The sequence below is a fragment of the Streptomyces hygroscopicus subsp. hygroscopicus genome, assembly GCF_001553455.1.
Lineage (GTDB): Bacteria > Actinomycetota > Actinomycetes > Streptomycetales > Streptomycetaceae > Streptomyces > Streptomyces hygroscopicus.
Genome location: NZ_BBOX01000289.1, coordinates 1 through 12,852, shown reverse-complemented (window position 1 = coordinate 12,852; position 12,852 = coordinate 1). Strand labels below are relative to the sequence as shown.

Sequence of the window (12,852 nt, the reverse complement as noted above, 5' to 3'; positions counted from 1 at the left end):
GGGCCGCAGGCTCCAGGCGGTGGTGGGCCTCGCCCCGCAGACCGTCCCGGGCGCGGAGGCCGTGGCCGCCGCCGCCCGCCGGGCGGGGGCGCGCATCGTCCTGGCCACCGACCGGCCGCATCCGGCGGGCCTGACCTTCGCCGACGCGGTGGCGCCCGCCGGCGGCCGGCTCGTGGCCTCGGTACGCTCCCTCCAGGCCGACGGCGCGGTCGTGCTGGTGCTCTCCGGCAACCGCCGCGCCCTGGGGGCGGCCGACTGCGGTGTCGGGGTGCACCGCGAGGGCGAGCCCCCGGCCTGGGGAGCCCATCTGCTCGTCGGCGCCGACCTGGAGTCGGCCGGGCTGATCGTGGACGCCGTGGGAGTCGCCGCGCGGGTCGACCGGGAGAGCGCCCTGCTGTCCGCGGGCGGCAGCGCCATCGGCGCGGTGGCCGCCCTCCAGGCGCCCCCGGACCAGGCCACCGCACGCGGCGCGGCGGCGGGCACCACCGCCGGGACCCTGGCCTTCGCCCTGGGCAACTGGCGGGTGCGCCAGCTCCTGGCCCGCCCCATGGACCCTCCGGTGACCACCACCCCCTGGCATCTGATGCCCGTGCCCCGCGTACTGGAGCGCCTGGGCACCGGGCCCGACGGCCTGACGCCGGAGGAGGCGGCCGCCCGCTCCGGGCAGGGGCCGCGCCGGGGCGAACCCACCGGCACCAGCCTGCCCGCCGCGTTCATCGAGGAGCTGGCCAACCCGCTGACCCCGGTACTCGCCGCCGGTGCCGCCCTGGCCGCCGCCGTGGGCTCGCGCACCGATGCCGCGCTGGTGGCCGCCATCACCGCCACCTCCGCCCTCGTCGGCGGATTCCAGCGGGTCAGGACCGAGCACGCCCTGTCCGAGCTGTTCGCCCGCTCGGCGATCGGCGCCCGGGTCCGCCGGGGCGGCACCGAACGCCTGGTGACCGCCGGGGACCTGGTTCCCGGCGACATCGTGGTGCTGGGCCCGGAGGACGTGGTGCCCGCCGACTGCCGGCTGCTGGAGGCGGAGGGTCTCGAGGTCGACGAGTCCCCGCTGACCGGCGAATCCCTCCCGGTGGCCAAGGACCCGGCGCCGGTCGTCGGCGGGCACATCACCCAGCGCCGGTCGATGCTCTACGAGGGCACCACGGTCTCCGCCGGGCGGGCCGTGGCCGTGGTGGTGGCCACCGGACCGGCCACCGAGGTCGGCCGCAGCCTGGCCACTGCCCGCCAGGCCGCCCCGGTCACCGGTGTCGAGGCGCGGCTGACCGCGCTCACCCGCTCCAGCGTGCCCATCGCGCTCGGGTCCGCCGCCGCGGTCACCGGCGCCGGGCTGCTGCACGGCCGCCCGCTCACCAAGAACCTCTCCTCGGCCGTCAACCTCGCCGTCGCCTCCGTCCCCGAAGGGCTGCCGTTCCTGGTCAACGCCGCCCAGCTGGCCGCCGCCCGGCGGCTGGCCGACCGCGGCGCGCTGGTCCGCAACCCCCGCACCATCGAGGCGCTCGGCCGCGCCGATGTGCTGTGCTTCGACAAGACCGGGACGCTCACCGAGGGCACCCTCCAGCTCGCGGCCGTCAGCGACGGCGACGGCCCGCTGCCCGCCGACCGGCTCGACGCGCCCCGCAAGGCGGTGCTCGCCGCCGCCCTGCGCGCGACCCCGCCGGCCCGCCAGGCCGAGCCCATGGCCCACCAGACCGACCGCGCGGTGAGCGCCGGGGCGCGCCGGGCCGGGGTCGGGGTGCGGCGCGGAGCGCCCCGCTGGCGGCGTACCGACGCGCTGCCCTTCGAACCCTCCCGCGCCTACCACGCCACCGCCGGGCGCACCGCGCACGGTGTGCTGCTCAGCGTCAAGGGGGCGCCCGAGGGCGTCCTGGGCCGGGTCGCCCGGCGGCGCGCACCGGGCACCGGACGGGCCACCGAACTGGACGCCGAGGGCATCAGGGAACTGGCCGAGGCGGCGGAGGAACTGGCCGGTGCCGGACGGCGGGTGCTGGCGGTGGCCGAGCGCCCGATGCGGGAGGGGGAGGAGCTGACCGACGAGACCGTACGGGGCCTGGACTTCCTCGGCTTCATCGCCATCGCCGACCCGGTGCGCACCAGCGCCGCGCCCGCCGCCGCGCGGCTGCGCGAGGCGGGGGTGCAGACCATGATGATCACCGGCGACCACCCCGCCACCGCGGACGCCATCGCGGCCGGTGTCATGGACGTCCCCGAACCGGTGGTGTGCACCGGTCCGGAGCTGGACGAGATGGACGACGCGCGGCTGGACGAACTGCTGCCGACGGTGGACGTGATCGCCCGGTGCAGCCCGCACCACAAGGTCCGCATCGTCCAGGCGTACCAGCGCCTGGGCCGGGTGGTGGCGATGACCGGGGACGGCGCCAACGACGCCCCCGCCATCCGGCTCGCGGACATCGGGATCGCCCTCGGGCGGCGCGGCACCCCCGCCGCCACCGCCGCGGCGGACCTGGTCGTCACCGACGACCGCCTGGAGACGATCGTCTCGGCCCTGATGGAGGGGCGCGCCATGTGGGCCTCGGTCCGCACGGCCCTGGCCATCCTCATCGGCGGCAACTTCGGCGAGGTCACCTTCAGCGTGGCCACCTCCGCCCTGACCGGCTCCACACCCCTGAGCGCCCGCCAGATCATGCTGGTCAACCTGCTGACCGACCTCGCGCCCGCGCTCGCCATCGCGGTGCGCGAGCCGACCGGGCACACCGGCGAACGGCTGCTCAAAGAGGGCCCCAGCCGCTCCCTGGGCGCGGCGCTGACCAAGGAGATGCTGCTGCGGGGCGTCATCACGGCCGCCGGGGCCGGACTGGCGTGGGCCGGGGCCCGGATCACCGGCAGAAGGCGCCGGGCCGGTACGGTGGCGCTCGCCGCCCTGGTCGGCACGCAGCTGGCGCAGACCCTGACCACGGGCGGTCTGGACCGGCACGTCCTGATCGCCGGTCTGGGCTCCGCCGCGGTGCTCGCCATCATCATCCAGACCCCGGGCGTCAGCCAGTTCTTCGACTGCACCCCGCTCGGCCCGGTCGCCTGGGCCGTCACCCTGGGCTCCATCGGCGTGGCCACGCTCTTCGGCCCCCTCCTGGCGCCGCTGCTGCGGATTGAGCGGGCCCCCGCCGCGGCGGAAGCCGCCGGTGCCGCCGGTGCCGCCGGTGGGGCTGGTGCCGCCGGTGGGGCTGGCGGGGCTGCTGGGGCTGGCAGGGCCGGTGGGCCTGGTGCCGACGGTTCCACCGGCGGCACCGCTGGAACCGTTGCGGAGGCGGGCAGCGAACCCTCTTGCGCCGCCGGTTCCGAGCGATAGTGTGGAATTTCCCGGTTTGGTACGACAGGGGCGGGTCGGTGGCGAGGAGAGTGTGATGCGGAGCCGAGAGCGGTACGAGCTGGTCTTCGTGGATACGACCACCCCGGACCCGGGGGCCGCGGACGTCGTGGTGGTGCACCGTACGGAGAGCAGCGGTCCCGGCGGGCACCCGGTGTACGCGGACGACACCGGCATCGTCCGGGCGGAGATCAGTGACCGTGCGGAGGTGCGGATGATCGCCAGTGGCGGGCACCAGGTGCACGCCGCCACGGTGACCGCCCGCCCGGTGTCCTGAGCCACCCGCCCGCCACCCCCGGGGCATGTGTTCGTCTTCGCAGGTCGGCGCCGTTGTCAGTGGTGACCGCTACGTTTCTCACCCACGGGAGTCCGAAAAGCGATGAGGTGCGGCGATGAGTGATGTGGCGGCGGTGGACCGCGCGGCCGGTGTCGAGCTCCAGTTGGAGCCGTACCGCGCGCAGCTGACTGGTTACTGCTATCGGATGCTGGGCTCCGCCTTCGAGGCCGAGGACGCCGTGCAGGAGACGATGGTGCGCGCCTGGCGGGGCCTGGACCGCTTCGAGGGCCGGTCCGCGCTGCGGTCGTGGCTCTACCGCATCGCCACCAACGTCTGTCTGGACATGCTGGGCGGCAGCAAGCGGCGGGCCCGCCCCATGGATCTGACCTCCCCGGCCACCCCCTTCCCGGCCACTCTCGCCGAGCGGCCGGAGGCCACCTGGATCGGGCCGGTCCCCGACGGCCAGGTGCTGTCGGACGGGGGAGACCCCGCCGAGGTGGCGGCCCAGCGGGACGCGGTGCGGCTCGCCTTCATCGCCGCGCTGCAGCACCTGGCGCCCCGCCAGCGGGCGGTGCTGATCCTGCGCGAGGTGCTGGCCTGGAAGGCGAGCGAGGTCGCCGAGCTGCTGGGCACCACCGTCGCGTCCGTCAACAGCGCGCTGCAGCGTGCGCGGGCCACCCTCGCCGCGAGCGAGATCAGCGATTCCGACCCGGTCAGGCCGCTGGACCCGGGGCAGCAGGCGCTGCTGGCCCGCTATGTGGACGCCTTCGAGCGCTATGACCTGGACTCCCTCACCGCCCTGCTGCACGAGGACGCCACGCTCTCCATGCCGCCGTACGAGCTGTGGCTGCGCGGTCGCGAGGACATCCGTCAGTGGCTGCTGGGCCACGGCATCGGCTGCCGCGGCTCACGCCTGGTCCCCACGGTGGCCAACGGCATGCCCGCCTTCGGTCAGTACCGTCCGGGCGGCGCCGACGGCTGTTATGAGCCCTGGGCGCTCCAGGTCCTGGAGATATCAGGCGGCCGGATCACGGGGCTCAACTCCTTCCTGGACACCGAGCGCCTCTTCCCGCTGTTCGGCCTCCCCGCGCGGCTCGGGCCCCGGGGCGCGGCCTGACGGCGCGGGTGCCGTCAGGGCCTCGTCCAGCCCCGTCCAGGCGAGCAGCCGCCGCAGTTCGCCGCCGGCGTTGAGGAGCTGGATCCCGCACCCCAGCCGACGGGCGGTCAGCCGCAGCCGGGCCAGGGCCTCGACCACCGCCAGGTCCGGGCCGCGCACCCCGCCCACATCCACGGCGACCGACCCCGGTCCGGGCCCGCCCACCAGCGCGCTCAGCCGCAAGCACAGCCGCTCCACCTCGGCGCGGGTGACCGGCTGGCTCAGGACCAGCGCGGGCGGGGACGGCATGGCCGGGGACGGCATGGCCGGGGACGGCGTGGCCGGGGACGGTGCGGGCGGGTTCTCGGGCTCGGGACCGGCCAACGTCCACCTCCTGTCGTGGGGTTCACCGGTGAAGACCGCCCGGCGGGGGAAAAATCATCGGCTGACCCGACCCCTCCGTCCGGGACCAGGCGGCGGGCATCGACGCCCGCACGCTCCGTGCGCACCCGCGACGGCTGTGGTGCACGGCTACGGCTACCGACTGCCGTGCACCACGGGCCCGGCCACCGCGGGCGCGGCCACCAGGAGCCGGGCCACCGCGGGTCCGGCCACCGCGGGTCCGGCCACCACGGGCCCGGCCACCACGGGCCCGGCCACCAGGAGCCCGGCCACCGCCGGTGGCGGCGGGGTCAGTTGTTCTGGATGAACTGCTTCGCGAGCCCGTCGCCGACCGAGACGGCCTTGTCGTGGTTCTCGATGGGGGACACGGACGAGTTCTTGAAGAGGATGTACGTCACCCCCGACTCCGCGCCGCCGGTCTCCGGGTCGGGGTCGATCCCGAGCGCGCTGGCCGTGGCGTACGACGCCTCGCCGATGATCTTGGTCGGACCGGTGTCGCCGACCACCGCGTACTGGACCTTGTTGTTGTAGACGACCGCGACCACTCCGCCGCCCTTGATGCCGGACGCGGTGTAGTCCCAGGTGGAGCTGGGGCTCGGCACCACGACATAGGGCAGCTTGTCGGCGATCAGGGGCTTGCCGTCCGACTGGTGGAAGGCGGTGTCGTCCTGGAACCACGGATCGGTGTCCCCGTTGCACCGGGAGGTCACCTGGCCGTCGCAGTCGATGTCCATGTCGGCCTTCCAGAAGACCGCCCCGTTGGCCCCGCAGACCGGGACGGTGGCCGAAGTGTCCTCGTCGGTGCGGTACTTGCCGCTGGATATCTGCGAACAGCTCCGCACCTTGGCGAGCAGCTGCGCCGCGGTGACGGTGCCCTCCTGGGCGGACGCGGGGGCCGGCGCCGGGCCCCGGGTGGTGGCATGGGCGCCGGCGGTGACGGAACCGGCCAGCAGACCGGCCGTGGCGAGCACGAAAGCGAAACGCTTGCGCATAGGACACCCCTTTGTTAGGAACCTTTCCTAACCTCACCGGCATCGTGGGCGAATTGATGAGATCATGTCAATACCTCCCGCGGACGGGAATCTGCCGCGCGTCCCGCCGGGCCCGGCGGCGCCCGGCCCGGCGGCGTCCGGTACGGCTGTCGGCAGGCCGGGTCAGCGCGTGGCCCGCACCAGCCCCAGCAGTCGGGTCACTTCCCGTGCCACCGCGTCACGCCCCGCCGCGACATACCGGCGGGGGTCGACCACCTCGGGGTGGTCGGCGAGGTGGGCGCGGATCGCCCGGGTGTAGGCCACGTTCAGATGGGTGGCGATGTTCACCTTCGTCAGCCCCGCCTCCACCGCCCGGGTCAGATCCGCCTCGGGCACCCCGGAGGAGCCGTGCAGCACCAGCGGTACGGACACGGCCGCGCGCAGGGCCGCGACCAGCGCCAGATCCACCACCGCCGTCTTGGCGACCATGGCGTGCGAGGTACCCACCGCGACCGCGAGCGCGTCCACGCCCGTCGCCGCCACATAGGCGGCGGCCTCGGCCGGGTCGGTCCTGGCGCCCGGTGCGTGGACGCCGTCCTTGCCGCCCACCTCGCCCAACTCGGCCTCCACCCACACCCCGTGGGCGTGGCAGTCGGCCGCCACCTCGGCGGTCGCCGCCACATTGCCGTCGTAGTCCAGGGCCGAGGCGTCGAACATCACCGAGCCGAAGCCGAGTTCCACCGCCTCCCGCACCAACTCCGGTCCGGTGGCATGGTCCAGATGCACGGCCACCGGCACCCGCGCCGCGCGGGCCACCTCCACGGCCGCCCGTCCGATCGCGGCCAGGGCGCCGTGGTACCGCACCGCGTTCTCGCTGATCTGCAGGATCACCGGCGCGCCGGCTGCCTCCGCCCCGGCCACGATCGCCTGGGCGTGCTCGATCTGGATGACATTGAACGCGCCCGCGCCGAGCCCGGCCCGTACGGCCGTTCCGACGATCTCCCCGGTGGCCACCAGCGGCATCCCCCGGCTCCTTCCGCCTGTTCGCGTGTCCGGCCCGTTCCGGTGTCCGGCCTGTTCCTGTGGTGTGCCCGTTCCGGTGTCCGGTCCGTTTTCCGTGGTGTGCCGGTTTCCGCCCTCCGCCCGCCCCGCTCAGCCGAGGATCGGCGAGCGGCTGAGATGGCGCGGTTCGCCGGGGGCGAGCCCCGTCTCGGCCTCGGTGTGGCTCATGGGACTCCCCTCGTCGCCCGGATGGCCCCCGGTTATGATGCGCGGAGTTGTTTCGTACGAGCTGATAGTGCGCAGAATCGCGCATGGAAGTCCAGAGTGCATGAGCGCGGGGTAGGGTGATCGGCGTGAAACGGCCCGAGCGCTGGAACGCCCTGCTGGATCTGCTGGCCAGGGACGGGAAGATAGACGTCGAGGAGGCGGCCGCCGAGCTGGCGGTGTCCGCCGCGACCATCCGGCGTGACCTGGATGAACTCGCCCAGCAGCAGATGCTGACCCGCACCCGTGGCGGCGCGGTCGCGCACAACCTCTCGTACGACCTTCCGCTGCGCTACAAGTCCGCCCGGCGTGCGTCGGAGAAGCAGCGGATCGCCACCGCGGCGGCCCGTCTCGCGGAACCCGGGGCGATCGTGGGGCTCAACGGCGGGACGACCACCACCGAGGTCGCCCGCGCCATCTCCATCCGCGGCGATCTGTCCGCGCCGGGCGGCGGCCCGGCCGTCACGGTCGTCACCAACGCCCTGAACATCGCCAGTGAGCTGGCGGTGCGCCCCCAGGTGAAGATCGTGCTCACCGGCGGGGTCGCCCGGCCGCAGTCCTTCGAGCTGATGGGGCCGCTGGCCACCGGTGTGCTGGACCAGGTCTCGCTGGATCTGGCGATCCTCGGCGTGGACGCGCTGGACACCACCCAGGGAGCGACCGCCCACCACGAGGGCGAGGCCAGCATCAACCACCTCATGGCCGGCCGGGCCGCCCGGGTGGTGGTCGTGGCCGACAGCTCCAAGCTGGGCCGCCGGGCGTTCGCCCGGATCTGCGCGCTGGAGGACATCGATGTGCTGGTCACGGACACCGGCGCCGATGAAGAGCTGGTCGCCCCGTACGCCGAGGCCGGTGTCCGTGTGATCAGGGCCTGACCCACCGGCACCCGATCAAAGGCGCCGACGCGCCGGGTGGCTACGCCCTGGCGGCGGCCAGCAGCGCGGCCACCCGCTCGACGGCGAAGGCGTAGCCCTGCACACCGCATCCGGCGATCACCCCGCTGGCCAGCGCGGAGACATAGGAGTGGTGCCGGAATGTCTCCCGCTGGTGGATGTTGGAGATGTGCACCTCCACGATCGGCAGACCGTCGCAGGTGGCCAGGGCGTCGCGCAGGGCGACGGAGGTGTGGGAGTAGCCGGCGGGGTTGATGATGACCGCCGCGTGGCGCTCCCGGGCCTCATGGATCCAGTCGATCAGCTGCCCCTCGTGGTTGCTCTGCCGGCAGTCGGTCGTCAGACCGTGCGGGGCGGCCGTCTCGGCGACCAGCTTCTCGACGTCGGCCAGGGTGTCGGTGCCGTAGATCTCGGGTTGCCGACGGCCCAGGAGGTTCAGATTGGGTCCGTTGAGGACCATGATCGTGGAACGGTCCCGCACGGGGGTGGTGGCCATGGCGTGGTGGTCCTTCCTGGGCGGTCGGCTCTTCGCGGAGGGTTGGCCGGGGACACCGGCCCGCGAGGAATCGTAGATCAGGGATAGGACACCACGGTGGACGGCACGGTGGAGGTGCCCGAGGTGGGAGATCCGGTGTCGTTGATGACGTGTTCGTACTGGCCGTTGCCGCTGAGGGAGACCACCAGCAGATGGTGGAACATCACCCCCGCCGTGTCCGGCGCGGCGAAGCCGTGGTGCTGCACGATGCTCGGGTCGACGTTGTAGTAGCAGTAGCTGCCGAGCCCCCATCCCTCGTGCGCGGTCACCGAGTCCGCCACCTTGTAGGCCGCGTAGCCCTTGACGGAGCCGTTCTGGATGGCCGCCTGGTTCGGGGCGTCGTACGCCTTCTCGTTCTGGAAGAAGATGGTCCGGCCGCGCTGCCCGTACCACTGCACGTCGTACTTGTTGAAGTGCTCCACGAACAGGCCCGTGGCCAGGACGTCGTCGCCGTTGACCCGGACCCCGTAGTCGGCGCGGTTGGTCTCCCAGCCGACACCGTCACCGTGGTCGGCGCGCCAGACCCAGGTGTGGTCGACGATGGTGTGCCGACTGTTGATCACCATGCTGGTGGTGGCCTTGCCGGGGCCCGCGCCGCCGATGCGGATGAACACGTCCTGGACCGTGGTGGGGTTGGCCGAGTGGTCGGCCGAGGCCCCTTGCGGGCCGACTTCCAGCAGGGTGGCGGAGTTGACCGGTCCGGCGTCGATGAGGAAACCGGCCAGCCGCACCCCGTCCACATCGGCGACCTTCAGCGCGGTGACGCCGTTGTCGGGGATGAGCGTGGCGTAGCCGAGCCCGAGGACGACGGTGTCCGCCCGGTTCACCTGGACCGGCTGGTCGAGGTGGTAGATCCCCGGTGTGAGCAGCAGATGGAGCCCCTGGGCGAGCGCCTGGTTGAGGGTGGCCGCGGTGACACCGGGCTTGGCCACGTAGAACTGCGACAGGGGCAGCGAGGTGCCCCTGGGGGTGCCGTTGCCCCAGGTGACACCGCGGGCGTTGGTCCGCTTCTCGGGCAGGAAGACCCGGTAGTCGCCGCCGTCGAGGTACAGGAAGGGCTTCTCCCGGGAGACCGGGGTGGTGTCGAGCGTGGTGTACGGCGGGTCGGGGAAGCTCTGCGCGGGCGCGCCCTCGACTCCGGAGAACACCATGTTCCACACCCCGTTGAGCCAGCCGCCGATGGCGCTGTCGCGGGTGTACCACTGCTGCTGGGAGTACGGCCCGACCTGGCCGTCGATGCGGCTGTCCGCGATGTAGCCGCCGCTCGCCCAGCCGTAGCCGTCGGGGGCCAGGTTGAGCCCGCCGCGGACGTGCATCCGCCGGAAGGGCGCGGCCTGGGCCACCGCCCAGCGGTTGGTGCCGCTGACCGGCACGAGTGCGAGGTTCTCCGCGGAACGCCAGAAGTTCTGTGTGGCATTGCCGTCGAACCACCCGGCGTCGACCGTGACATCGCCGTTGATGGTCGTGTCATCGGGGGACAGCCCCAGTCCGGCGATCGAGGTGTAGAAGCCGATCTGGGCGTTGAGCCCGTGGTAGGTACCGGGTTTGAACAGCAGGGCGTAGCGTCCGGTGCCGAACTGGGCCGACTCCTGCTTCTTGAACACCTCGTCCAGCTTGGCCTGGATACCGGGCGTGGACGGGTCGAAGACGATGACGTTCGGGCCGAGGTCGCCGCCGCCGGGCAGGGCCCGCGGTCTCTTGCGCGGCGAAGGGGCGGCGGCTGGGGTGGCGGCCGAGCTGGCGGACGCCGGAGCGGCGGACGCCGGGGCGGACAGGCCGAGCAGGGCGGGAGCCGATGCCGCCGCCGCGGCGCCGAGAACGGCCCGGCGGCCGACCGCGGGCCGCCGCGGGAAGGAGGAATCCGTGGGGGAAGAGGTCATGACGCTACTCTCCTGAGTTCAGGAAGTGAAAGATGTGGGGGATTGAGAGCGCTCTCCTGCGGATGCATGCTTCATCTGTCTGAACCGGGCGTCAAGATGTGGCACCAGAGTTCCTGAAGTGCTCCCTCACTCGGTGAGCCTCGGTGGGCATCAGCGAGCATCAGTGGGTATCAGTGGGCCACTGCGCCGGGCCCGTTGACGTGACCTTCCCCCGAGCGGTGGCTCACGCTCTGCATGGAGCCCGGAGAGGCTTCGGAGGTCGAACGCGATGGGGTATCGGCCACGTCGAGACACCGGCGGTTCCCCCGCCGAGCCGGAGCGGACGGCGCCCGGCGGGGTCCGGGAGCCGCACACCCGGACCGGGGCCGTCGAGCGCCGGTAGGCGGGACGAACGGCCGAACCGGCGGAGCCTACCCTCGCGGACCGTTCGGCGCAGCCATTCATCACACCGTGAGCAGGGGTGAGAACGGGCCCGACGCCTCCGCGTACGACGTGGTGGCCCCGTGCGGGGGCGTGGCGGAACGCGAACGGGCGCGCCGCGCACGCCCGCCGCGCATCCCCGACTGGAGGTCAGTGAGTTGAGCCACCGACGTGTGAACAAGCGGACCCTCGCCCTTTCCGGAGCCGCCGTCACCGCTCTCGGGGCGGCGGTCATTCTGCTGCCCAACGCCAACGCGAGCCCGGACAAGCCGTCGGGCGCCAAGACCTTCTCGTCCCCGGCCGCGGTGAAGCTGGCGAGGAGTCTCGCCTCGGACCTCGGGGACAACGGGGCGGGCTGGTACTACGACAACGCGAACCGCCGACTGGTCATGAACGTGATGGACCGGGACTCCGCCGAGGCCGTCCGGGCCAAGGGCGCCGTGGCGAAGGTCGTGTCGAACAGCATGGCCGAGCTGAGGGCCGCCACCGAAACGCTGAGCAGCGACGCCTCGGTGCCCGGCACCGCCTGGTCGATCGACCCGGTGACCAACAAGGTCCAGGTGACCGCCGACCGGACGGTGACCGGCGCGAAGTGGGCCACCCTGACCAAGGCCACGGACCGGATGGCGGACACGGTCAGCGTCAAGCGCAGCAAGGGCGAGTTCAAGAGGTTCGACGGCGGTGCGGCAGCACGGCACGGTAACGGCGGTGGCGCGGGCGCCGGGGACATGGCGGGCGGCGCGGACGACACCGGCGCGGCGGGCGACGCCGGTGCCGGGGACCAGGGCGCGGGCGGGGCGGGTGACACGGGCGGTGCCGGTGCCGGGAATCAGGGCGCGGGCGGTGCCGGGGGCGCGGGCGGTGCGGGTGACACGGGGGGCGGTGGCGCCGCGGCCGGAGGGCTCGACGGCGGCGATGCCATCTTCGGCGGTGGCGCCCGCTGTTCGCTGGGCTTCAACGTCAGCGTGGACGGCGCGCCGGGCTTCCTGACCGCCGGCCACTGCGGCAACGCGTCCCGGACCTGGAGCGCGGACCAGGCGGGGGCCCAGCAGGTGGGCACGGTGCGGGACTCCCAGTTCCCCGAGAGCGACTTCGCACTGGTGATGTACGACGACGCCACCACCCAGCCGTCCAGCACGGTCGACCTCCAGGACGGCGGCACCCAGCAGATCGGGCGCGCCGTCGAGGCGAGCGTGGGCCTGAAGGTGCAGCGCTCCGGCTCCACGACCGGGGTCACCGACGGCACGGTCACCGGCCTCAACGCCACGGTGAACTACGGCAACGGCGACATCGTCAACGGCCTCATCCAGACCGATGTGTGCGCCGAGCCCGGGGACAGCGGCGGTGCGATGTTCGCCGAGGACGCGGCGGTCGGGCTGACGTCCGGTGGCAGCGGCGACTGCACCCAGGGCGGCGAGACGTTCTTCCAGCCGGTGACCGCCGCACTGGAGGCCACCGGCGCGGTGATCGGGGCCGGTGGTGGCGCTGGTGACGGGGCCGGTGGCGCGGGCGGCGCTGGTGACGGGGCCGGTGGTGCGGGCGGCGCCGGTGCCGGGGACCAGGGCATGGGCGGTGCGGGTGCCGGGGACCAGGCTGCGGGTGGCGCGGGTGACACAGGCGGCGCGAGGGCCGGTGCCGCCGCCGGAGCCGGTGCCACCGGCAGCGGTGGAGCCAAGGGTCTCGACTGACCCGGCGGCCCACCCCACGAACGGAGGCCCCGGGCGCCCTCTTGCCCCAGTGCCCGGGGCCTCCCCTTCCCCCGCCGCCGACGGATTCCGCCCATGGAC

General features: G+C 73.6%; 10 protein-coding genes. 5 read left to right on the top strand and 5 right to left on the bottom strand.

Annotated elements, in window-relative coordinates; translation table 11 throughout:
- The 3 genes from AXW62_RS27225 to AXW62_RS27215 form a co-directional block, all read left to right on the top strand.
- Positions 1-3,307: cation-translocating P-type ATPase (locus tag AXW62_RS27225; protein WP_252368750.1), on the top strand; the 3,307-nt coding region annotated here is incomplete at its 5' end.
- A gap of 55 nt (positions 3,308-3,362) precedes the next feature.
- Positions 3,363-3,602, top strand: a complete 240-nt coding sequence (locus AXW62_RS27220) for a DUF6296 family protein (RefSeq protein ID WP_030841505.1) — start codon at positions 3,363-3,365, stop codon at positions 3,600-3,602.
- Positions 3,603-3,717: 115 nt separating this feature from the next.
- The gene (locus AXW62_RS27215; RefSeq protein WP_037648171.1) at positions 3,718-4,719 is read left to right on the top strand and encodes a sigma-70 family RNA polymerase sigma factor; all 1,002 of its coding nucleotides are present in this window, start codon (positions 3,718-3,720) and stop codon (positions 4,717-4,719) included.
- On the opposite strand, the gene AXW62_RS27210 is transcribed toward AXW62_RS27215, so the two are convergent.
- From AXW62_RS27210 to AXW62_RS27200, 3 genes are all read right to left on the bottom strand, one after another.
- Positions 4,618-5,082 (bottom strand): STAS domain-containing protein, encoded by a 465-nt coding sequence (locus AXW62_RS27210; RefSeq protein ID WP_060946841.1) that lies wholly within the window; start codon positions 5,080-5,082, stop codon positions 4,618-4,620. The two genes, AXW62_RS27215 and AXW62_RS27210, sit on opposite strands and share 102 nt — an antisense overlap.
- A gap of 308 nt (positions 5,083-5,390) precedes the next feature.
- On the bottom strand, positions 5,391-6,092 hold the full coding sequence (locus AXW62_RS27205) for a glycoside hydrolase family 75 protein (protein WP_060946840.1): 702 nt from the start codon (positions 6,090-6,092) through the stop codon (positions 5,391-5,393).
- A gap of 162 nt (positions 6,093-6,254) precedes the next feature.
- The gene (locus AXW62_RS27200; protein WP_060946839.1) at positions 6,255-7,094 is read right to left on the bottom strand and encodes a class II fructose-bisphosphate aldolase; all 840 of its coding nucleotides are present in this window, start codon (positions 7,092-7,094) and stop codon (positions 6,255-6,257) included.
- Between the two features lie 332 nt (positions 7,095-7,426).
- On the opposite strand from AXW62_RS27200, the gene AXW62_RS27195 reads away from it, so the two are divergent.
- Positions 7,427-8,212 (top strand): DeoR/GlpR family DNA-binding transcription regulator, encoded by a 786-nt coding sequence (locus AXW62_RS27195; protein ID WP_030841524.1) that lies wholly within the window; start codon positions 7,427-7,429, stop codon positions 8,210-8,212.
- Between the two features lie 40 nt (positions 8,213-8,252).
- Here AXW62_RS27195 and aroQ read toward each other — a convergent pair whose 3' ends face one another.
- Both aroQ and AXW62_RS27185 read right to left on the bottom strand, forming a co-directional pair.
- Complete coding sequence (gene aroQ / locus AXW62_RS27190; RefSeq protein ID WP_030841527.1) at positions 8,253-8,726, bottom strand: type II 3-dehydroquinate dehydratase; 474 nt, start codon at positions 8,724-8,726, stop codon at positions 8,253-8,255.
- Between the two features lie 77 nt (positions 8,727-8,803).
- Entirely contained in the window at positions 8,804-10,645 is a 1,842-nt protein-coding gene (locus AXW62_RS27185; protein ID WP_060946838.1) for a pectate lyase-like domain-containing protein, read from the bottom strand.
- A gap of 593 nt (positions 10,646-11,238) precedes the next feature.
- Between AXW62_RS27185 and AXW62_RS27180 the strand changes: the two genes are divergently transcribed.
- Positions 11,239-12,753: a S1 family peptidase gene (locus AXW62_RS27180; RefSeq protein WP_252368749.1), complete on the top strand. Its 1,515-nt coding sequence runs from the start codon at positions 11,239-11,241 to the stop codon at positions 12,751-12,753.
- Positions 12,754-12,852 lie beyond the last annotated feature (99 nt).

Excerpts from the sequence above, each read along its gene's own strand:
- AXW62_RS27220 (WP_030841505.1), top strand. The coding sequence starts at position 3,363 with ATGCGGAGCCGAGAGCGGTACGAGCTGGTCTTCGTGGATACGACCACC.
- AXW62_RS27215 (WP_037648171.1), top strand. The coding sequence starts at position 3,718 with ATGAGTGATGTGGCGGCGGTGGACCGCGCGGCCGGTGTCGAGCTCCAG.
- AXW62_RS27205 (WP_060946840.1), bottom strand. The coding sequence starts at position 6,092 with ATGCGCAAGCGTTTCGCTTTCGTGCTCGCCACGGCCGGTCTGCTGGCC.
- AXW62_RS27200 (WP_060946839.1), bottom strand. The coding sequence starts at position 7,094 with ATGCCGCTGGTGGCCACCGGGGAGATCGTCGGAACGGCCGTACGGGCC.
- aroQ (WP_030841527.1), bottom strand. The coding sequence starts at position 8,726 with ATGGCCACCACCCCCGTGCGGGACCGTTCCACGATCATGGTCCTCAAC.
- AXW62_RS27185 (WP_060946838.1), bottom strand. The coding sequence starts at position 10,645 with ATGACCTCTTCCCCCACGGATTCCTCCTTCCCGCGGCGGCCCGCGGTC.